The organism is Myxococcus xanthus, assembly GCF_006402735.1.
Taxonomy (GTDB): Bacteria; Myxococcota; Myxococcia; order Myxococcales; family Myxococcaceae; genus Myxococcus; species Myxococcus xanthus_A.
The window spans coordinates 6,241,831-6,262,111 of record NZ_CP017174.1 but is presented as its reverse complement, the minus strand read 5'-3'; the positions used below and the strand labels follow the sequence as shown (position 1 = coordinate 6,262,111).

The following is a 20,281-nucleotide window of genomic DNA, read 5'->3' as shown; positions in this document are numbered from 1 at the left end:
TGCACCCGCGACCTCCACACAACACCCCCCACGCAGTACCGAAAGGAAGTCTCATCCATGAACGTCAAGGCGCTTGCAGCGGTTGTCGGCACCCTGTCCCTGGCCGCGCTGGCCACGGGTTGTGTGACCAAGAAGTCGGCGGAGATGGAGCCCGCCACGGCCGAGGAGACCGGCGCGGAGAGCAGCGGAGCCACGGAGTCGCAGGAGGCCGCTCCGGCCGCGACCGAGGAGAAGGGCGCTGAGGGCAGCTGTGGCGCCGGCTCGTGCGGCTCCGGCTCCTGCGGCGGCCAGAAGAAGGAGTAGTTCCTCCGGACCGAAGTCCCGAGGGCCTGGTGAAGGCCGGGCCCTCGTTGCCGGGCGGTTGAGCAGCTCCACCGCCGCCCGGGTTGTTTCCCACGCCTCGAGAGGGCTTCTGCCGTGGTGACGTACGCACAGCGACATGGGCTGAAGCCGCTGGGCGCGGGCATCGGGCTGCGCAGGAGCTTCTATGCGGAGCTGCCGCGCACCGGACGGACGCTCGACTGGGTGGAGCTCATCCCGGAGAACTTCCTGTCGCTGGGGGGGCGCTCGCAGCGCGCGCTGGACGCATGCGCGGAGCGGTGGCCCGTGTTGCCCCACGGCGTGGGGTTGAACATCGGCGGCCCGGATGCGCTGGATGACGACTATGTCCGGGGACTGTCGGCGCTGGTGAAGCGGGTGGACGCGCCCTTCTTCTCCGACCACCTCTGTTTTTCGCGGTTGGACGGTGTGTACCTGCACGACTTGCTGCCGCTACCGTTCAGCGAGGCCGCTGTCGAGCACGTGGTGCCCCGCGTGCGTGAGGTGATGGACCGCGTGGGCCGTCCCTTCCTAGTGGAGAACCCGAGCTACTACGCGCGGATGCCCGGCGGCACGCTGCGGGAGGCGGATTTCCTCCGCCACGTCGTGGAGCAGGCGGACTGTGGGCTGCTGCTGGACGTGAACAACGTCTACGTCAACGCGCGCAACCATGGCTACGACGCGCGGGCCTTCGTGGACGCCCTGCCGCTGGAGCGCGTGGTGCAGATTCACCTGGCCGGCCACACGTGCTACCCGGACGTCATCGTCGACACGCATGGCGACCGCGTCTGCGACGACGTGTGGTCGCTCTACCGCTACGTGCTGGCGCGCACCGGTCCGGTAGCGACGCTCATCGAGTGGGACCAGGACATTCCTTCCCTGGACGCGGTGCTGGACGAGGCGGATGTGGCGCGAGCCGCGCTGCGGGAGGTCGCCGGCCGATGAAGCCGTCCCTGCGCGACTTCTTCGACAGCATGGGGAGCTACCTCGCCGAGCCCGGCCCGGAGTCACTGGCGGCGCTGTACGCGAGGCACCCGGGGTGGGAGGCGCCGCGTGAGCGGGTGTCTCTCTACGGCGGCTTCGTGCTCGGCCATGTGCGCTCCGCGCTGGACAAGGTGTTTCCGCTGACGCGCCAGGCCCTGGGCCAGGACGCATGGGACGGCCTGGTGGCGGCCTTCACGCGGAAGCGGCCCGCGCGGCACCATGAGCTCAACCACCTGTGCGAAGACTTTCCCGCGTTTCTCGCGGACGCGGCGGCCTCGCGGGGATTGGCGCCCTTCGTGCCCGCACTGGCCCGCTTCGAGTGGACCGACTTCGCGGTGTTCGCGTCCCTGGAGCCTTCGCCCGAACGCGTGGAGCGGCTGACGGCCAATCCCACCCTGGTGGTGCTGGAGCACGACTTCCACCTGTGCGCGTACGTGCGGGCCCGAGGCGTGGCGACGTCACCAGCGTCGGGCGCGGAGCTGGCGCTGCTGTGGCGCCACCCGGAGCAGTTGAAGACGCTCTACATGGCCGCCACGCCACCGGCGCTGTTGGTGCTGAAGATGGCGGTGGAAGGGCTGGCACTGGCGGACGTGGTGGCGGCCACGGGCATGGCGGAGGCCGACCTGCGAGCGACAGTGGCGCGCTTCGGCCGCGATGGATTGGTGCTCCTCCCGGGTGACGGCAGCGGGGATTGAAGGGCCCGCGCTGTCCGGGCGCTCAGTGCCAGGGGTACGTCACCAGGCCTCGCGCCGTGCCCACGTAGCGCGGTCCTCCGGGCGCCACGAGCAGGGCGCTCACGTCCGGGTCCGGCAAGCCCTCTTCCGGTCCGAAGTGGGTGGCGATGTCTGCTGACACGTCATACCGAACCAGCCCGTTCTTCGTGCCGGCCCAGAGGATGTCCCGGGTGCGCGCGCCCACGGTCTGCCGTTCGAAGTGGAGCGCGCGAATCTCCTCGTCCTGCAGTCCCCAGGGCGCGTCGCGCAGCGCGGGACCGGGCTGTCCCAGCGCGCTGAAGCCCTTCCTCGTGCCGGCGAACACCTGGCCCTCAGGCCCCACGGCCACGGACAGGACGTCGTCATCGGGAATGGCCGGCGGAGTGTGGAGCCGCACCACGACTTCGGCGAGCCCGGGCTCGAAGTCGTCGTCCGCCAAGATGGTGATTTCCGCGAGCCCACCCGAGGTGGCCGCCCAGGCCGTCACGCGTTCCGGGCTGGAGTCCGGGGAGATGGCGAGCTGGCGCACCTCGCATCCTTCCAGCAGGCGGCGGCCGCCCACGGTGCCCGTGCGTCCTCCGGAGGCGGGGTCGCTCGCGCGTGTGAGGACCACGCCCCGGCGGGTGCCCAGCAGCAGCACGTCCGGGGATTCCCATGCGGCCACCGCGGTCACCGCCGCGCCCGTGGCGCCCAGCATGGCGCCCGTGTGTCGCGTGCAGGTGTGCTGGACGCACCGGAGCACGCCGCCGCCGTCGGTGCCCACGAAGAGCACGTTGCCGTCTCCTCCTTGAAACGCATGGAGCGACAGGGCCGGGGCGTCCACGTCCAGCACCGTCGTGGAGGCGCGCTCCGCATACACTCGAGGGGATGCGCCGTCGGCGTAGCGGAGCCCTTCCGGGGTGAGTGCCAGGGCCACCACGGGCCGCTGCGCGTCCGGCACGTCCTCCATCAGCCGCGCGCCTCCCAGCGGCAGCACCGTGAAGGACGTTGCCGCGCGGCTCACCGCGCCGTTCTGGTCGGTGGCGGCCAGCACCGTCGTGTGGCGACCGGCGAGGGGCAAGGCGAGGGTGGCGGTGGGCTGCGGCAGCGCGACCGCCAAAAGACTCCCCGCCAGGTTGTCCAGCCACGTCAGCTCCGCGATGTGCCCCTGAGGGGCCGCGGGCCTCGCGAAGCCGGTGAGGAACACGGGCTGCCCCTCCAGGCATGGGCCTCTGCCGCAATCCAGCACGCCTTGCAGCACGCTCTCCACCCGCACATCGGGCGCGCCATTCACGGTGACGGCGACGGTCGCCGCGCAGGCCAGTCCCCAGGGGTCCGTCGCGGTGAGCGTCAGCACGTGGTGGCCGGGCGTGGACAGCCGGACGGTGTGCGTGCTCGGGCCCTGGGCCAGGGCGCCGTCCCGCGAGGACACCCACGTGTAGCGCAGGCCCGTCCGCGCATCCTCCGCGTCCGACGCCGAACCCGTGAGCGTCAGCGGCACACCCGCGTTCACCACCGCGTCCGGAAGCGGTGCCTGGATGGCGCAGCCAAGGGGGGGCGTGTTGACGATGGCGCGCACCGGCCGTTCCACACAGCCGCGCAGCTCGGTGTCCTCGGGGTCCACGGCGCACGCCGACAACACCTGCGCACCGGCCACGGACAGCACTGCGCTCACGGCTTCACCCGTGCCCAGGGGCGTGGGCTCGGCGCTGGTGGTCCAGGTGGGCTCCACCGGTTGCTCCGTCTCCGGGTCCACGCAGCGGGCCCGCAGCCGGCTGGGGACGCCTACGAGCAGGCGTGGATTCTCGGTCGTGGGGAGCTCCAGCTCGCACCGTGGCGGAAGGTTGGTGACCAGCCGCACCTGCACGCTGTCCGAGGCGGTGTTGCCGCGCCCATCCACCACCCGCGCCATCACCGTGTAGACGCCGGGCGCGGTGAAGGCGTGTGTCAGGGCTGGGCCTCGGCCCAGCGGACGCCCAGTGGGCGCCAGGCGCCACTCCACCACGCCGTCCAGGTTGCCCGCGCCGCCCTCGGCGTGGAAGTCCTGGGCGGTGGCCGCGAAGCGGACGGAGGCGCCGTGGGGTGGGGCCTCGCCTTGCTTCACGAAGATTTCCGCGGGCTCGGGCCGGAGGATGCGCACGCTGGGAGCGCGCGTGGCGCGGACGGTGACGCGCACTGCGGCGGTGGCGGAGACACCCGTGGCGGAGTCCACCGCCGTGCAGCGGAGGCTGTCCTCGCCGGCCACGGACAGGGTTGCCCGCACCACGTCGCCGGCAGGCAGCGGCCCGGACAGGGCGGACGTCCACTGCACCGCGCGCCCCTGGAGCCGCGCGCCACGCTCCGTCATCGCCACGCACTCCAGGCCCAACACCTCGCCGAGGTTGAAGGTGCTGCCCGGGGCGGGGCGCAGCACGGTGGCCACGGGAGCGCCCCGCGCGAGGACGTTCAAGTGGAGTGACGCGCTCGCGGCCAGTCCACCGGCGTCCACCACCGAGGCGGTCAGCCGCTGCTCTCCCGGTTCGCTGAAGGCGAGGGTGGCGCGTGCGCCGCGGGCCAGTTGCCCTTCGACGGAGGACACCCACAGCACGTTGGCGCCCAGCGCGGCGCCGTCCTCCGCATCCTCGACGGAGGCCACGAACTCCACGGCCTGGCCCACTCGCAGCGGGGTGATGTCCAGGGTGGGGCTGACTTCGAGCCGGGGAGGGGTGTTGTGAACCGTCGAAGGATGGCGGGGGGCCGGCTCACAACCCCACGTCGTGACGGTGTACAGGGTGACCAGGATGAGGCGGAGCCGCGGGGTGCCTTGGCTCGCCACGGTGTTACGTCCCGACCTGGCAGACGCGGCCCGCCGATGAAGTCACGCACCACCGGGTGTCCGGGCAGTCACGGTCCGTTGCGCAGGGCACCGTGCAGGCCCCGCTGACACAGCGCCCGCCGGGCAGTCCCAGCTCGTGGCAGTTCGCGTCGTCGGTGCAGGGCGCGTCCATCCGCCGCAGGGCATGGCAGCCCGCGAAGTTCGCGGCATCTGGCAAGCACCGCCCGGACTGGCAGGTGAAGCCCGGCGCGCACCGCGCCGAGTAATCGTCGACCGACAAGGCCTGGGCCGTGGGGGGGGCGTCATCGTCGTCGCCACACCGGGCGACGCACGCGGCGCTTCCTTCGGGCAGCACCTCGCAGTGCGTCCCAGCGGCGCATTGCCAGTCGCCCGTGCAGGGCGCGCACAGGGGACCGGGGCCCTCGCAGCGATTGCCCTTGCACGTCAGGCCCGCGCCGCATTGCGAGTTGCCGAAGCACTCCAGGCACTTCTTGTTCGGCGCGCACACCAGGCCTTCCTCGCAGCCAATCTCTTGGCAGCCCTGTTCGAGGAGCGACTCGTCCGCCTCCAGGTCGACCTTGAGCTCCTTCTTCTCGCCTGGGCCCGCGCAGTCCTCGACCTGGGTGGCCGGAAAGCCCAGGGCCGTCACCGTCACCGTGTAGCAGCCGTCCGGAAGGGGCCCCACGCGCAGCCGCCCCTTCGCGTCCAGCAGCAGCCGCTGGAAGGGCGTGCCCTTCACGGACACCTCCGCCGCGGACAGCCGGAAGCCGTTGGTCGTCTTCACGCGCAGGTCGAGGAAGCCCGCGGGCGTGGGCGCCACCGGTTGTACCTGGACGGACTGGCCTCCCAGCACCTGCACCTGGACGCGGGCGGCCTTTTCGGCCGTGGCGACGATGAAGAGCTCCGCCATCCCCGTGGGGATGTCCTCCAGGGTGAATCGCCCGTCCGCGTCGACATGGCTGCTCACGCCGGGCTGGTCCACCAGCGACACCATGGCCACCGAGGGGTCGCTCTCCGTGAGCTGCCCATGCACGGTGCCCACCCGGAAGGGGGCGTTCTCCAGGTTGCCGCAGCCCGCGGCGCAGCAGGCCAGGAGGGTGGCTACCGCGATGTGAAACGTCGAGCGCATCAGAAACGATATCCCGCGCCGGCCCAGCCACCCGTGAAACCCACGGCCTGCCCCTGCCCATCCACAACGACATACGTCAGCATGAACTGGGCCTGTGACATCAGCTCCAGCCGCTCACCCACCCGCCACACGATGCCGCCCACCACGCCGGGGCTGACGGTGAAGAACCGTTGCCCGTTGGCGGCAGCCTCTACGTCAAAGGACCGCCTGAGGTACAGGCCGGCCACACGCGGCCCCGCGAACAACGTCAGCCGCTCCCAGCGCCACAGGTAGGGAAGGGCCGCTCCGGCAGAGACGGTGGTGTAGCGGAAGGGCACCTCGCTGCCCGGCGTCAGCTGCAGGGCCCGGTTGCCAGTGCTGAAGGCCACGTCGAAGAGCAGTCCGAAATCCTGGAGCGGCTGGTCCTCCAGCCGCAGTGACAGGGCGACTTCGGGGGACATGGGCAGCAGCTCGGTGCGGCTGCGGGCGTCCGCGAAGCTGAAGATGCCGCCCAGCAGCGACAGCGAACGCCGCGGGAAGGCTTCCGCCAGCAGCCGCTCCAGGGGCAGACGGTCCCCCTGTCCCACCTCCACGTCACGGCGCATGAGGACGGCGTCGCCCTTGGTCAGCTCCACCGTCCGCTTGCCGGGTGTCACCGCCGCGCCGCCGGGCAGGTCCGTGCGCGCCTCGCCGTCCACCTTGAGCGTGAAGCCGTCCAGGCGCGGGTTGTAGGAGAACAGCTCGGGGCGGCCCGTCCGGGTGATGCTGCCGGAGAGCACCACGGGGTCCGCGCCCACTTCCAGGATTTCCGCCGACGGCCGCTGCCGCCCCTCGGTGAAGGCGAAGGTGCGGCGGCGTGCGTGGTCATGGGCCTCGGTGGCCGTGACGGCGCCGTCACCATTGCGGTCCGCCGCGCCGCTCAAGCCGTCGATGAGGAAGTGGGTGTAGATGTCGTTGCGCAGGCTCTCGTCCTCTCGCGCCGTCTCACCCCAGTCGCAGGCGGCGAACACCATGGACGCGCGCGACGACTCCTCCAGCGGCCGGGTGTAGAAGCCGGACTTGATGCCCTCCAGCTCCGCCTTCAATTCCTTGGGCAGCAACGACTTGCCGCTGCCGCTGTGGCAGGTGGCCAGCACCAGCATGCGGCGCCGGCTGGCCAGCCCGTCGAACTCCGCCTTCAGCGTGTCCATGCTCAGCGCCGTCTGGGGGATGTCCCGGTATGCCGCGTCGCGGGTGACTAGGTAGCGCCGCAGCTCGCCCTTCGCGTCGCGCGCCAGCGTGCCGTGCGCTGAGAAGTAGACGACCACCACGTCATCGGGGCGGTTCGCCTCCTTCTTGAGCTGCCGGAGCGCCGCGAGGATGGCCTTTCGCGTCGTCTCCTCGCGGCGGGTGAGCACACGCACCTGGTCGAACCCGCCGCGCGCGGGGTCCTTCAGCGCGGCGCCCAAATCACGGGCGTCCTTGCCGGTGTAGCGCAGCTCCTTCCAGCGCGGGTCGTCGAACGAGGCGATGCCCACCAGCAGGGCCATCCGGCGCGGCTTGTAGGCGCTGGACAGCGACGCTTCATCGAGCTTCAGCGGCACCAGTCCGCCCTTCTCCCCGGAGGAGGAGGGCGTCGCGCACGCGGCCAGACAGGCCAGCAGGATGGGAAGGAGTCGCCTCACGTGGAACCGTTCAGGGACGATTCTGGCTGCTTCGCACGCTCACGTCGAACCGGATGATGGCCAGTGAGCCCTGGAGTCCCGCGCCGCTTCTTCCCTCCAACATTTCACCGACCGCCGCGGCCTCGGGCGGCGAACCGGTGGAGCCCACCAGCCACAGCGTCACCGGGCCGGCCTCGCCCGCGAGGCTCACGCCCGCGAGCCCCTGCGGCCCCTGCAGGTCATGGGTGCCCGCGACCAGGGGGAATTGGCCCAGCAGCTCCGGCGCCTCGCCCCGCCGTTGCTCGAAGAGCAGAGCGGTGCCCGCCTCGGTGGCGTGGTAGCGCAGGAGCAGCACATCCGAATCCTTCACCGGGCTGCCCGGGTCCAGGCGCCGCAGTCCTCCCGCGCTGTCGCGTGCCACCACCGACAGCTCCAGGGCGATGCGCGCCAGGCGTCCCTTCTCACCCGTCCATTCCTCCGCCGAGCCTTCCTGGCCGGAGGGACCCGCCCCCCGCATGCGGGGCAGCAACACCACCGCCAGCAGGCACGCGGCAAGACCGCCGGCGATCATTCCCCAGCGCCCGGCCGCGGGCCGATGGGTTCGCAGCGCGCGCCGCACGCGCGCCAGACCCACTTCATCCAGGGGCGGAGCGGACGCGCCGGTTGGAGCGAGCCCCAGCAGCAGCGAGTCCGCCTGACCGTCGAGCAGGCCCGGGCCCGGGTGCGTGGCGAGGAACGCCTCGCAAGTCTCACACGGGTGCGCCAGGTGTCCGGCGAAGTACGCCACGGCCTCGGGCTCTCGGCGGGAAAGGGCGCTCAGTGCGCCATCGTCCAGGTGTTTCATGAACACTCACTCCCACCGGCCGGCGAGGACTCGCCGCAGCAGCTCGCGCTTGATTCGAGACCGGAACCGCTCCAGCCGCATCGTCACCGCGCTTTTTCCCACGCCCAGCTTCTCCGCAATCTCCCGCGCGGACAGCTCACCCTCCACGTAGAAGAGGTGCACCGTCCGTTTCTCCTCGCCCTCGGGCAGCTCCGCGATGAGCCGCCGCACCACCGCGATGTCACGCTCCAGTTGCAGCGCCTCGGGAATGTGGGGGACCGTCTCCGGTTCCGGGTCCGCCACGTCCTCCTCCAGCCGCCGGGTGCTGGACTTCCGCTCCAGCCGCGTCCGGGCCCGGTTTCGGGCAATGGACAGCAGCCATGACTCGAAGGCCCCGGGCTCCTTCAGCCGGGGGAGCGCCCGGAACGCCCGGACGAAGGTCTCCTGGATGACGTCCTCCACCTCGTCGGCGTCCAACTGGGCGAAGCCGCCCACCAGCCGCGTCACCAGGGGACGCGTGCGCCGGTAGAGCTCGCTGTAGGCAGACGCCTCCCCCTGCGATGCCCGCCGCACCCACTCCGTCAGTCCCTCCGACGCAGCCACCTGTCCTCCAGACCCTCGCAAAGACCCGCCGGCCACAGGGCCGGTGGACGCCACCGTCTCCATGGAAGCAGGCGGGCAACCTTTTTCTCGCTGGCACCCGGGGGGGCGCTGGGGGGAAGAATGTCTCCGCGGCCGTTCATTTCAAGAAGGGACACTGCCATGCGCGTCATCAACTTCAACGCCGGCCCGGCCGGACTGCCACTGCCGGCCCTCGAGCGGGCTCGGGACGAACTGATCGACTTCCAGGGCTCCGGCATGTCGGTGATGGAGCACAGCCACCGGGGACGGGAATACGAGGGGGTCCACGACGAAGCCGTCTCCCTGTTGACCCGGCTGCTGGGGATTCCCGACACCCACCAGGTCCTGTTCCTCACCGGCGGCGCCTCCCAGCAGTTCGCCCAGGTGCCGATGAACTTCCTGCCGCCCGGCGCCAGCGCGGACTACCTCATGACGGGCGTGTGGAGCGAGAAGGCCTTCGACGAGGCGAAGTACTACGGCACGCCGCGCGTCGCGGTGAGCACGGCGCGGCCGGACAAGCGCTACACGCGGGTGCCCCGCCAGGATGAGCTGCGCCTCGACTCGAACGCGGCGTATGTCCACCTGACGAGCAACAACACCATCTTTGGCACCCAGTGGCACACCTTCCCGGACGTGGGGAACGTGCCGTTGGTGGCGGACATGAGCTCGGACTTCCTGTGGAAGGGCTTTGATGTCAGCCGCTTCGGCCTCATCTACGCGGGCGCGCAGAAGAACCTGGGGCCCTCCGGCGTGACGCTGGTGGTGGCTGACAAGGCGTTCATCGCGCGGGGCCGGACGGACATTCCGAAGATCTTCCGCTACACCACCCACGCGGAGAACAACTCGCTCTACAACACGCCGCCCACCCTGGCCGTCTACCTGGTGCGCAACGTCCTGGCCTGGGTGCAGTCGGTGGGGGGCCTCGCGCAGCTGGAGCAGTGGAACCGGGAAAAAGCGGCGTTGCTCTATGGGGCCGTGGACCGATACCCGGACTTCTACCGCGCGCCGGTGGAGCGCGAGTCCCGTTCAGTGATGAACGCTGTCTTCCAGTTGCCCTCGGATGCGTTGGATGCGGCCTTCGTCGCTGACGCGAAGCAGCAAGGAATGGTGGGCCTCAAGGGGCACCGGACGGCCGGAGGAATCCGCGTTTCAATGTACAACGCGGTGAGCGTGGAGAATGTGCGCACGCTGGCCGCCTTCATGGACCACTTCGTGAAGACACGCGGGTAGGCTGCGTCCAACCGCACGGATTACCCACACCCGGAGGATTCATGAAAGCCTCGCTGACCGCCGTCGTGCTGTCCCTGATGTTCGCCGTTCCGGCCTTCGCCAAGGAGGTTGCGGGGGTGAAGTACCCGGAGACCGCGTCCGTTGCCGGCAAGGAGCTGAAGCTCAACGGCGTGGGCCTGCGCAGCAAGCTGGTGTTCAAGGTCTATACGGCGGGGCTCTATCTGGAGACGCCGTCCAAGGATGGCGCCGCCATCATCAGCTCGGACCAGATCAAGCGTGTGCGCATGTACATGCTGAGGGATCTGGACAAGAAGACCATCGTCGATGCCATTGGCGACGGCTTCAAGAAGAACGCGGGCTCCAAGCTGCCGGAGCTCCAGCCCAAGCTGGACACCTTCAACGCGGCCATCCCGGACGTGAAGAAGGGTGACGAGCTCATCCTCACGTACATCCCCGGCCAGGGCACGCAGGTGTCCAGCAAGACGGGCAAGGAGATCTCCGTCGAGGGCAAGGACTTCTCCGACGCGCTCTTCTCCGTCTTCGTGGGCAAGAGCCCGGTGGATGGCAGCTTGCGCGACGGCATGCTCGGCAAGGACTGAGCGACACACGCGCGCGCCGCGGATGCCCCGTGTCTCCGAGCGAGGCACGGGGCGTCGTCGTTTCAGGGGCCGGATGCAATGCGTCCACGGCCCGTGCGTACATGAGGAGGGCGGTCGGCCGCTGCGCGAGGGCGGGAGGTCTGATAGCAACCGGAGGGCACGAAGGAGGTCGTCATGGGTATCTGTACGTGGTTGGTGCTGGGTGGCATCGCGGGCTGGCTGGCCAGCATCATCAAGGGCACCAACGCCCGCATGGGCATGTTCGCCAACATCGCCACCGGCATCGTCGGGGCCATGATTGGCGGCTGGGTTTTCAGTCTGATGGGCGGCACCGGGGTGACGGGCTTCAACCTCTGGTCACTGCTGGTGGCGACGGTGGGCTCCGTCATCCTCATCTCCATCGTCCAAGCCATCCGGAAATGACGCCCGCCGCCCGCGTGCGCGCTCAGAAGAGGCTGAGCTGCGGCGTGGGCGGCGGCTTGCGCTCCGGACGCCGGAAGGTGTCCGGGGCGTCCTCGGTGATGTACGAGGCGCGGATGCCCACCTTGCGCGCCGCGGTGTGGAAGAGGCGGTGGATGGTCTCCGCGTAGAGGCCGTCACCGCGCATCCGGTGCTTGAAGCGGCTGTCGTTGAGCTCCCCGCCGCGGGTTTCCCGGATGCGGTGGAGCACCCGTTCCGCGCGCAGGGGCAGCTTCGCGCGCAGCCGCTCCGCGAAGACGTCCTTCACCGGGCCGGGCAGCCGCACCAGGATGTGGTGCGCGCGGGTGGCGCCGGCTTCACGCGCCGCGGCCAGCACGCGGTGGATGTCCTCATCGTTGAGGCCCGGGATGATGGGGGCCACCGACACCGCCACGTCGATGCCCGCCTCGGTGAGCCGGCGGATGGTCAGCAGTCGGCGCATGGGAGAGGCGGCATAGGGCTCCATGGCCCGGGCCAGCTCCGCGTTGTGGAAGGGGAGGCTGATGCTGACCCACAGGCGCGCGTCCCGGGCCAGCCTTTGGAGGACGTCCAAGTCCCGTTCGACGAGCACGCCCTTGGTGATGATGCCCACCGGGTTGCGGTACTCGGCGCAGACCTCCAGGCAGCCTCGCGTCAGCCGCAAGGAGGCCTCCAGCGGCTGGTAGCAGTCGGTGACGCCGCTGAAGACGACGGTTTCACCCTTCCAGGAGGGTTTCTCGAAGGCCTCGCGGAGCAGCTCCGGCGCCCGGGGCTTCACCACCAGCTTCGTCTCGAAGTCGGTGCCCGCGCCCATGTCCAGGTACTGGTGCGTGGGCCGCGCGTAGCAGTACGCGCAGGCGTGGAGGCAGCCCCGGTACGGGTTGACGCTCCAGCTGAAGCCCACGTCCGGGCTGTCGTTGTGCGACAGCACCTGCCGGCTGTGGTCCTCGAAGACCTCCAGCTTGGACGGCGGGATTTCGTCCAGGTACTCCACCGCGGTGCTCGCCCAGGGGTTGGGCGGATTGTCGATGGGACGCGCCTTCATGTGCCCACCGTGGGCCTGAAAGCACGTTCAGTCAAGGGGCGAGCGACAACGAAAAAGGGGAACCCCCTGCAGAGAGTTCCCCCAGTGCATCATCCGGATGGTGGGCAGCTGAAACAGCGCGCTACCAGGTCCAGACGTAGAGCTTGTGGGTGCCGACGGTGCCGCTCGTGTTGCTCACGTAGAGCCGCGCCCCGGGCCACGCGCAGTTGAGGTTCAGGTTGCTGTGCGTCTGGCCGACACCCACGGTACCGGAGATGTTGTTGCTCCCGCAGTACGCGTAATACGACGTGGGGGCGGTACCGACGTTCTGGATGGAGAACGGCGTCACGCCGAACAGCCAGGTCGAGAAATCGCGCGTCTGACCAGCGTCAATCCACGCGGACTCCATGGCCTGCTCCACATCGCTCAGCTCAGGCTGCTGCATGGCCTGCTCGTCCTCCGGCGTGTACTCCCCACCGCAGCCAACGGCAGCTAGAGACAGCAGACCCACAACTCCCAACGTATTGAGCTTCTTCATGACTTCCCCCTCATTGCGAGTTGTCTCCGAATTGGAGACACGCGGTGTGTATGGGGGTTTTCACTTAGTGTAAATGGTGTGTTTCTGACACCCGGTGGGTTGAAACGGATTGCGTCGCTGGATGACGCATTGCGGTGTCTGTGTCATCGACGGAACGACCCGGCCCTATCAGGTGAAAGGGCCGGGCGCTGGGAGCCCACGGAGACGAAGGCTAACGACAGACGGAGTAGAAGTCCGTCACGGCAGAACGCCGTCTGCCGTCCGGAGATGTGTGCCGTCTCGTAACAACTACAGGACTTGACGCCGGCCAACCGCGTGAGGCTCGCGTCTGAATAGAAGTCAATCCAGTACGAATCGTTGCCTCAGAAGGGCAGCGCATCCTCGCCCATGCTCGCATCTGCTCCACCAGCCTACCAGAAGCAGTCCAGCGGACAGGACTCCACCCACGATGTCCTTGGCCTGAATGTACGCCTGCTTGACCGGGGGGCCTCATCTTCCCGGCTGGGGAATCCTAGCATCAAGCGCATGCGGGCCGCGTTGTGATTCCCTACCGCATGGGGCAGCGCCGGATCTCCTAGCTCCTCCTTGTCACGTATGTTGAGCGGCGACTTGGCATCAATCAGCAGCCGTGCTGTTTCAATCGAATCGTTGAACATGGCGACTGCCAGTGACGTGAGGCCGAGAACGTCAAACTGCGAAAGGGCTGCGTGTCCATCTTTCTTGAGTAGAGTTCTCGATGCTCCCGCTTCTTGTCGCGCGATGAATCGATGTTCCAGAACCCGTCCTGGAGTTCTCATTTGCAAGGAGCGCTCCTTGGGAGAGTAGATATTTGACGAGTTTCGTTGATGTTTGAACTCCTGCTCCGACTGCGACGGACTCCGTTAGGGGTTTTTCACCGTATTCGTCGGCTGCATTCACATCTGCTCCGTCGCGAACTGCCTCGCTTGCTTCCTGGAGAGAGTTCCATGTGGACCGCCTCATTGTGGGTGCTGAATGGCACTTCAAAGAATGCAGCGTCGCGCCTGGAGAGGTCACGCCCGCAGATACGCGAGCATGGCGTCCTTTCCACCCGTGGCCAGTACGTAGGGCGTGCCCGGTGCGATGAGGCCCTTGCGTGCAGCGACACCGTTCACCGCATCCTGGGCATGGGTGAGCTGCATGCCGGCACCACCGCCGCCGAGGACGAGGGGCGCCCCCATCTTGAGGTCGAGCACCACTACCCGGCGTCGAGCGGGACGGGGCTCCGCCATGTCCACGACGACGAAGTCTCCGGCGAAGCGGCGCTGGTCACAGCGGAAGACCCACAGGTTCCGCTTGCGATTGAGCAGCTCTCGTACGAAGGGCTTCTCGTCGCTTTTCAGGGCATAGCGCTCTGAGAGGAGGGCGGCGGTGGAGAGTGGATAGCCTTCCTCCTTGGAGAGAAGCAGCGCCCACGGGTTCGCATGCCGGAGCAGCGGCAGTGAAACGGGAAGGACGATGGGCGGCTCGCGAGGCATCCGTGGGCGTGCTCGACGAGCGAGGTCGCTCGGGTCGGACAAGTATTTGAACACCTTGCTGCAAGGTGGGTCCAATCCATGAAGACGTTCGAGAACAAGGTCGTTCTGGTGACGGGTGGCAACCCGGGCATCGGTCGAGCGGCGGCGCTCGACTTCGCGCGAGAGGGCACCCGCGTCGTCGTCACCGGCCATTCGATGATTACGGATGGCGGCGTCAGCTCGCTCTTGCGCTGAGGGGTAGGGCGCCGGGCATCAAGCAGGTCTCATGGAACTGGGGCTATGCTGTCACATCATGATCTGCCAAGCCTGCGCTCGGCTCCGTGACGTGGCCTCGGGGGCCATGTGTCAGGAGTGTGGTGCCCCGCTCGTGCCCGCCACCGAGCCGAATCTCGACGCACTCGTCAGGGAGAGCCTGCGGCGTCACATCGAAGGCTGGCAGGCCAGCGCGCTCATCGATGTCGTCACCGCGGCCCGGCTCGCAGAGTCCCTCACGCATGGCGCGGATGGCCTTGACCCCGGAGCGCCGAAGGCCGAGGAGGGCGAGCAGGCACCCGCCCAGGACTTCTTCGAAGCGAAGGCGGTCCCTCCCGTGGACGCGGCGACCCGCGCGGAGGCCTGGGCGGATGGCGTCGCGACCTCGCTTCGCAACGGGGGAGAATGGCGGCTGTGGGGCTGGGGTGCGGCGCTCGCGCGCTCGTTGGACGAAGCCGCGAAGGCGGAGCGGGAGCAGAAGGCGCGCAAGCGTCGTGGGCTCCGGCCTGGCTCGGAGGCGGGAGAGGACGACCTGGGCGCGGCGCTGGATTCCGGGCAGACGTACTTCGACCGGGATGCGTCAGGCCCGCTCAGCGGAGGGCTCGAGGCCGTCGTGGCGCTCGATGCACGGCCGGAGAGCACTCCCCGGTTCCAGGAGTTCATCTGGTGGTTCCTCGGCGCGATGCTGGTGCTGGGCGGCTCGCTCATGGGCGTGCGCGAGGCCTGGCGCGCGCTTGGTGGCGTCCCGCGCCAGCTCCTCGTCACGGGCGCCCTGTGGGGGTACCACGCGGCCTTCATCGGGCTCGGTGTGTTCCTGTCCCGGCGCTCCATGCCGGTCGGCCGCGTGCTCGCGGGCATTGGCCTCGCGTTGCTCCCCGTCGCCTTCATCGCGCTGTCGTCACTGTTCGCCCTGTCATCTGGGCTCGGTGCCTCGGTGGCGCTTGGCGTCGCCGCGCTGGGCCTGGTGCCGCTGAGGGCGGCGGGACGGCTGCTGCATGGCACTTCCGCCGCGGCCCTGGGGTTGGCGCTCCTGCCTTCGCTGCTCGCGGGGCTTCCACTGATGGCGCTCGAGGACGCGCCCTGGCTGCGCACGCTCTGTGCCTCCGTGGGTGTCCTGGCCCTGGCCGCCACTGTATGGCGCGCACGGAAGGCGACGGAGGGAAACACGGCGCTCGTCAGCGCGAGCGCCGCGCTCTATGGCGCGCTGTGGCTCGCCGTCTTCTGTGTGGTGAGCGCACCGTCGGGCTTCGACGCCCTGGAGCCAGGTAGCGCTCTGTTCGCGGGCCTCACGCTGTGGGCCCAGGCCCTGGCCACCGTCATCGCCGTGGCCGCGACCACCGACGCCGCTCGCGAGGCCCATCCGCGCGTGAGTCCGGTGCTGGAGATTGTGGCCTACGCGGTGCTCGCCAGTGGCGCGGTCGTGGGCGCGCTGGGTGCGTTCTCCATCGAGCCGGGAGGGGACTTCCAGGTCGACTTTGCCTCGGCGCTCGCGCCACTCATCGCGGCGGGTGTCTTCTTCCTGCTGGAGCCACGGCGGGGGGCCCTGGTCCACCTCATGGTGATGACGACGCTCCTCGCCGGAGCCTTGTCCGCTCGCACGCAGGCGCCGACGGAGCCGGGCTGGTGGGTATTCGGCGGCACGGTGGCGACCGCGGGCTTGATGCTCCTGGCGCGTTGGAGTGCCTTTCCGGGACGACGTATCCGCCTGCTCGCCTGGACCATCCTTGGGTCGCTGGTGGCAATGCCCCTGGTGAGCCAGGTGGGCAGCGCCGCCTCGCCGTGGCCCCAGGTGCTGACGGGGCTGGTCATCGCTGGGGCCGCGCATGTTGCTGGCGGCTGGCGCTGGCGGAGCCTGCACTACCTGGGCGGCGTGGGTCTTCTCTTTGGTGTGCTCGCCTTCGCCGAGGGGACACCGGCGTTGGAGGGCAGCTGGGGCCGGCTGGCGGTCTTCGCGCTCGTAAGTGGGCTCTACGGTGTCGCGGGGCTCGTGCAGGGCGCGTGGGCGCAGCCCGTCTCGCGCAAGGACGGGCTGCTACCCCTGGATGACCTCGCCCTCTGCCTGGCCGCGGCGGGAGTCCTCCTGGCCGTGGATTCTTCCCCGAGCGCTCCGGACCTGCTCGTGTCAGCCACGGGGCTGTCAGCCAGTGTGCTCTCCGCGCTTCCCACGGCCGTGGTCACGGCCTGGTTGCTGCTGCGTGTCCGGCGGGATGGCAGCAGGCTCGTCGGGTTCCTCGCGGCCTCGGGGCTCGCGCTCGCGGTCTCCCAGGTGATGGGCACCGTCTCCGACTTCGCATCCCCGCGAGCTGCCCTGGTCGCCGCGTCATTGGCGCTCGGCTTCGCGGCCTTCTCCGCGCTGCGCGGCCGCACTCCGCTGGATGCCGCGGACACCGCTGCCGGGCGCGGGGGCCGGAGGATGTTCGATCTCTTCAGGCTGCCGCTCGGTGCGCGGGGGCTGCCGCTCTTCACGGATGGTTTCGCCATGGCGGCGCTGGTGCAGACGGTCATCGCCGCGCTCACGCTGGCCGGGTGGCTGGGCAGGCCCACGGATGCCGAGCGCGCCACGTGCCTGCTCGCGGCCGGTCTGCTCCTCCTGGTCGCGCTCGTGGCCTTCGTGTCGCGCGGTTTCGAGGCCTGGTACCTGCGCGGCTCGGTGGTGACGCTCGCGTCGCTGGGCGGGCTCATCGCGCTCACCGCTCTGCTCAACCGCGCGGGCCGGCCGTCGCCGCCGGATGTCGCCGCCCTGCGGACCTCGCTCATCGGCATCGCGCTCTGGGGCGTCGCGCTGGCGACACGGCGCTTCGGGCCCTGGGTCGCCGGGCTTCTGGAGAAGCCTCGTCACGGGAAGCTCTACCACTGGGTTCCCCATCTGGGCGTGGCGGTCCTGGCAGGTGTGCTCCTGAAAGGCGCGCTCCTCGTCGGCCTGCCCCGGCCGTCCCGTGCGCTGGCCCTCATTCCGCCCCTGATGTTGCTGGGGCCCGCGGTATTGATGTTGCTGCTCTCCGTGTCCGCGCGCTCGGTGCGGCTCGCGAGCGTGGGGCTCTGGCTCGGCCTGCCCGGTGCGGCGCTCTGGGCCGCGAGGCAGTCGCTGCTCGGGCCCAGGCTCATGCCCTCGTGGTCGTCCGAAGGCATGTGGGTGCGCATCGGCGCCGAGTCCCTGCACTGGCTCGATGAGGCCGCGTGGCTCGCACCAGGAGACACGGTGTTCCTGATGTGGCAGCGGGCTTTCGCGGGCATCGCCGCCGCGGGGCTCGTCTATGCCGTTGCCTCGCTCCGGGGGCTGCCCGATTCCTTCCAGCGCCTGTTGCAGCGCCATTCGGTCATCAGTGTGGGCGTGGTCTTCGTCGCGGCCCTCTTCCAGCCCGGGCTCACGGCAGCAGGCCTGGTCTGCATCACCGGTCTGGTACTGCTTTTCGGAGGGGGCAGGGCGCAGGGGCGCGGTGTGCTTGGCGCGAGCATCCTCCTGCTGGTCCACGCGCTGGCGCACCGTGTGGACATCTTCGAGGTGTGGCCCGGCCCGGTGCTCGCGCTGGTGGGGCTGGCGGTGGTGACGCTGGGGCCGTGGATTGTCCGGCGCAGGGGCTTGTCCGAGAGCGCCGCTCGCATGCGCATCCACCAGTCCATGGCCATCTATCTGTTGGCAGCGCTCGTGTACGCGTTGGCGACGAATGGAACGCCGTCGTCGACGCTCGCCGCGCTCAACCTCCTGGGGGAGATGCTGCTGAGCATGGGCGGGAGCTGGATGGTCTCTCCCGCGTTGCCTGTGACGCTGGCGCTCGTTGCCGCGTCGGTGCTCGTGGCGGCGTTCCAGTGGAAGGGCACGCTCGCCTCGCTCGTCGCGACGCTGGGGGCCTGGGTGGTGGGTGGCACTTTTGTCGCCTCCCTCATGGCCTTCCTTTCGATTCGCGCGAGCCTGGTCGGCCCGTGGCTGCGTTATGGCGCGCTCTTCATCCTCCATGGCGCGGCCCTGTCCCTGGCCGCCTCCGTGGGCGTGCTGGCCCTCCATGCCGCCCAGGAGTGGGTGCGGAGGCGCCGGCCGGATGTCGCGGGCGGCCTGTCGTGGGGGCGCGACACAGGGCTCGTGGTGAGTGGGCTGATGCTCGCGGCCCTGGCGGTGGGGGGCTCCGCCTCCGACGGCGCTCTTCCGCTGGCCATCGCCTCCATTGGCATCCTGGTGTTGGTGGCGCTGCACTGCGCTTGGAGCCAGCACACCGGCCGGCACGTCTACTTCGTGCAGACAGCGGTGGTCGGGGTCTACGCCCTGGTGCGCAATCTGTATGCACCGGGCCTGCGCGCCGAGCACGACGCATTCTTCGCGTTGGCCCTGGGCTTCATCCTGGTAGGCGTGACGGTGCTGGCCCGGCGGGCCGGCGTGCAGCCCGTGGAGGCGGCCACCCGGCGCTTCGCGGCGCTGCTACCCATGGGCATGGCGCTGGTGCTGCCAGGCGAGGCGACGCAAGAGGCGGCAATGCTCGCGGGGGGCTCCGGACTCCTGTACGCGACGCTGGGCGCGGTGGAGCGCAGCCGGCTGTTCGGTGCGTTCGCCGCGGCGGCGTGCAACTTCGCGCTGCTCATCTCCGCGCTGGCCTTTGGCCTGGAGGGACTGGAAATCTACCTGGCGCCGATGGGCCTGCTGTTGTTGATGCTGGGCCAGCTCTTCGCGGAGAGCCTGCCGCACGCCGCGCGCAACACGGTGCGAATCCTCGGGGGCTTGTTGCTGTATGTGCCCGCGGCGGCGCGCATCGCGGTCCAGGTGGGCCAGTCTCCCGACGGCACGTATGCGCTCGCCTTTGGCGGGGTGTGTCTGCTCGGCGTGGTGGCGGGCATGGTGTTCCAGATTCGCGCCTACCTGGCGTTGGGGACCCTGTTCCTCACGCTGGACGTCGCGGCCACGCTGCTCGACGCTGGGCTGAGGGACCACCGCATCGGCTTCCTGGTGATGACGCTCACCGGCCTCACACTCATTGGCGGGCGCGTCCTGACGACGTTGAAGCGTCAGGAGTGGGAACTGCTCGTGCGGCGGGTCCGCGTCCAGCTTCGCGGTTGGGATTGAGCGCGCGGGTGGCGACCTAAGCACCGGGCGCCCTGGGGACCCTGCGCCGGTGAGGAGCTGGGGGCGTCACCGGCGTCGGTCCCTGGGATGCTTGCGCCGGCTAATTGAAGCAAAGGGTGGTCGTGGTCAGCACGTCCGTTCGCTTGACCCATTCGACTGTCCTGCAGGTCTCGCCGGGACCGCAGGCGTCATTGTCCTGGCAGCGGCGGTGACACTGGCGGTCGCCCTTCTCCGCCTGGCAGTAGAGCTCTTCGTCAGGGGCGGGCGGGCCACAGACCTGGCTGACGTAGCACTCCTCGTCGGCGTTCGCGCATGCGTCGGTGAAGGAGCAGGCCGCGAGCGAGGAATTCGGTAAATGGGACGGATCGTCTCCGCAGCCAGCGGAGACCAGGAGGCAGAGCAAGCTCGTCAGTGACAGTCGCATGGGGCCTTGGGAAAGGGTGAGGCGTTTCCCCAAGCATACGATGGGCGAATGGTGCGGGCGATCAACGCCCCACAGGCGTGGGCGCGGAGGCGTCGGGGGCGGCCTGTCGTGGAGGGTGCGACACGTGGCTCGCGGCGAGTGGGCTGATGCTCGCGGGTGGCTCCGGACTCTTGCATGCGACGCTGGGCGAGGTGGAACGCAGTTGGCTGTTCGGTGCGTTCGCCGC

Annotated in this window: 16 protein-coding genes; 8 read left to right on the top strand and 8 right to left on the bottom strand. The window is 69.5% G+C overall.

All coding sequences use genetic code 11. The features are described from left to right. Positions 1–57 precede the first annotated feature (57 nt). The 3 genes from BHS09_RS25450 to BHS09_RS25440 all read left to right on the top strand — a co-directional run bounded on the left by BHS09_RS25450 (position 58) and on the right by BHS09_RS25440 (position 1,997). Entirely contained in the window at positions 58–303 is a 246-nt protein-coding gene (locus BHS09_RS25450) for a hypothetical protein (protein WP_140794029.1), read from the top strand. A 114-nt stretch (positions 304–417) separates the two neighbouring features. Continuing rightward, on the top strand, positions 418–1,263 hold the full coding sequence (gene bufB / locus BHS09_RS25445) for an MNIO family bufferin maturase (protein WP_140799366.1): 846 nt from the start codon (positions 418–420) through the stop codon (positions 1,261–1,263). Then, positions 1,260–1,997: an HvfC/BufC N-terminal domain-containing protein gene (locus tag BHS09_RS25440; protein ID WP_140799365.1), complete on the top strand. Its 738-nt coding sequence runs from the start codon at positions 1,260–1,262 to the stop codon at positions 1,995–1,997. The genes bufB and BHS09_RS25440 overlap by 4 nt, the downstream gene beginning before the upstream one ends. A gap of 22 nt (positions 1,998–2,019) precedes the next feature. Here BHS09_RS25440 and BHS09_RS25435 read toward each other — a convergent pair whose 3' ends face one another. The 5 genes from BHS09_RS25435 to BHS09_RS25415 are packed head-to-tail and all read right to left on the bottom strand — an operon-like array spanning position 2,020 to position 8,986. Continuing rightward, positions 2,020–4,809 carry a hypothetical protein gene (locus tag BHS09_RS25435; protein WP_140799364.1) on the bottom strand — a complete coding sequence of 930 codons (2,790 nt, stop codon included), beginning with the start codon at positions 4,807–4,809 and terminating at the stop codon, positions 2,020–2,022. Between the two features lie 4 nt (positions 4,810–4,813). Next, a complete protein-coding gene (locus tag BHS09_RS25430; RefSeq protein WP_140794021.1) occupies positions 4,814–5,938 on the bottom strand; it encodes a carboxypeptidase-like regulatory domain-containing protein in 1,125 nt (374 codons plus the stop codon). Next, complete coding sequence (locus tag BHS09_RS25425) at positions 5,938–7,581, bottom strand: caspase family protein (RefSeq protein WP_140794019.1); 1,644 nt, start codon at positions 7,579–7,581, stop codon at positions 5,938–5,940. The genes BHS09_RS25430 and BHS09_RS25425 overlap by 1 nt, the downstream gene beginning before the upstream one ends. A 10-nt stretch (positions 7,582–7,591) precedes the next feature. Then, positions 7,592–8,404, bottom strand: a complete 813-nt coding sequence (locus tag BHS09_RS25420; RefSeq protein ID WP_237079819.1) for a hypothetical protein — start codon at positions 8,402–8,404, stop codon at positions 7,592–7,594. Positions 8,405–8,410: 6 nt separating this feature from the next. Beyond that, positions 8,411–8,986 (bottom strand): RNA polymerase sigma factor, encoded by a 576-nt coding sequence (locus tag BHS09_RS25415; RefSeq protein WP_174258892.1) that lies wholly within the window; start codon positions 8,984–8,986, stop codon positions 8,411–8,413. Positions 8,987–9,145: 159 nt separating this feature from the next. Between BHS09_RS25415 and serC the strand changes: the two genes are divergently transcribed. From serC to BHS09_RS25400, 3 genes are all read left to right on the top strand, one after another. Then, entirely contained in the window at positions 9,146–10,234 is a 1,089-nt protein-coding gene (gene serC / locus BHS09_RS25410) for a 3-phosphoserine/phosphohydroxythreonine transaminase (RefSeq protein ID WP_140794013.1), read from the top strand. A 41-nt stretch (positions 10,235–10,275) separates the two neighbouring features. After that, positions 10,276–10,833: a chalcone isomerase family protein gene (locus BHS09_RS25405; protein ID WP_140794011.1), complete on the top strand. Its 558-nt coding sequence runs from the start codon at positions 10,276–10,278 to the stop codon at positions 10,831–10,833. A 174-nt stretch (positions 10,834–11,007) separates the two neighbouring features. Continuing rightward, positions 11,008–11,256, top strand: a complete 249-nt coding sequence (locus BHS09_RS25400; RefSeq protein ID WP_140794009.1) for a GlsB/YeaQ/YmgE family stress response membrane protein — start codon at positions 11,008–11,010, stop codon at positions 11,254–11,256. Between the two features lie 22 nt (positions 11,257–11,278). On the opposite strand, the gene BHS09_RS25395 is transcribed toward BHS09_RS25400, so the two are convergent. From BHS09_RS25395 to BHS09_RS25385, 3 genes are all read right to left on the bottom strand, one after another. Further along, positions 11,279–12,316: a PA0069 family radical SAM protein gene (locus BHS09_RS25395; protein WP_140794007.1), complete on the bottom strand. Its 1,038-nt coding sequence runs from the start codon at positions 12,314–12,316 to the stop codon at positions 11,279–11,281. A gap of 121 nt (positions 12,317–12,437) precedes the next feature. After that, on the bottom strand, positions 12,438–12,833 hold the full coding sequence (locus BHS09_RS25390; RefSeq protein ID WP_140794005.1) for a hypothetical protein: 396 nt from the start codon (positions 12,831–12,833) through the stop codon (positions 12,438–12,440). Between the two features lie 1,031 nt (positions 12,834–13,864). Further along, positions 13,865–14,329, bottom strand: a complete 465-nt coding sequence (locus tag BHS09_RS25385) for a hypothetical protein (protein WP_140799361.1) — start codon at positions 14,327–14,329, stop codon at positions 13,865–13,867. A gap of 78 nt (positions 14,330–14,407) precedes the next feature. Between BHS09_RS25385 and BHS09_RS25380 the strand changes: the two genes are divergently transcribed. Then, positions 14,408–14,563, top strand: coding sequence for an SDR family NAD(P)-dependent oxidoreductase (locus tag BHS09_RS25380; RefSeq protein ID WP_140799360.1), 156 nt, complete (start codon positions 14,408–14,410; stop codon positions 14,561–14,563). A 58-nt stretch (positions 14,564–14,621) separates the two neighbouring features. Continuing rightward, positions 14,622–19,631 carry a hypothetical protein gene (locus BHS09_RS25375; protein ID WP_174260587.1) on the top strand — a complete coding sequence of 1,670 codons (5,010 nt, stop codon included), beginning with the start codon at positions 14,622–14,624 and terminating at the stop codon, positions 19,629–19,631. Positions 19,632–20,281 lie beyond the last annotated feature (650 nt).

What these genes read in the sequence shown, in the direction of transcription:
- BHS09_RS25450 (WP_140794029.1), top strand. Translation starts at nt 58, where the DNA reads ATGAACGTCAAGGCGCTTGCAGCGGTTGTCGGCACCCTGTCCCTGGCC.
- BHS09_RS25440 (WP_140799365.1), top strand. Translation starts at nt 1,260, where the DNA reads ATGAAGCCGTCCCTGCGCGACTTCTTCGACAGCATGGGGAGCTACCTC.
- BHS09_RS25430 (WP_140794021.1), bottom strand. Translation starts at nt 5,938, where the DNA reads ATGCGCTCGACGTTTCACATCGCGGTAGCCACCCTCCTGGCCTGCTGC.
- BHS09_RS25420 (WP_237079819.1), bottom strand. Translation starts at nt 8,404, where the DNA reads ATGAAACACCTGGACGATGGCGCACTGAGCGCCCTTTCCCGCCGAGAG.
- serC (WP_140794013.1), top strand. Translation starts at nt 9,146, where the DNA reads ATGCGCGTCATCAACTTCAACGCCGGCCCGGCCGGACTGCCACTGCCG.
- BHS09_RS25405 (WP_140794011.1), top strand. Translation starts at nt 10,276, where the DNA reads ATGAAAGCCTCGCTGACCGCCGTCGTGCTGTCCCTGATGTTCGCCGTT.
- BHS09_RS25400 (WP_140794009.1), top strand. Translation starts at nt 11,008, where the DNA reads ATGGGTATCTGTACGTGGTTGGTGCTGGGTGGCATCGCGGGCTGGCTG.
- BHS09_RS25395 (WP_140794007.1), bottom strand. Translation starts at nt 12,316, where the DNA reads ATGAAGGCGCGTCCCATCGACAATCCGCCCAACCCCTGGGCGAGCACC.
- BHS09_RS25390 (WP_140794005.1), bottom strand. Translation starts at nt 12,833, where the DNA reads ATGAAGAAGCTCAATACGTTGGGAGTTGTGGGTCTGCTGTCTCTAGCT.
- BHS09_RS25385 (WP_140799361.1), bottom strand. Translation starts at nt 14,329, where the DNA reads ATGCCTCGCGAGCCGCCCATCGTCCTTCCCGTTTCACTGCCGCTGCTC.
- BHS09_RS25380 (WP_140799360.1), top strand. Translation starts at nt 14,408, where the DNA reads ATGAAGACGTTCGAGAACAAGGTCGTTCTGGTGACGGGTGGCAACCCG.
- BHS09_RS25375 (WP_174260587.1), top strand. Translation starts at nt 14,622, where the DNA reads ATGATCTGCCAAGCCTGCGCTCGGCTCCGTGACGTGGCCTCGGGGGCC.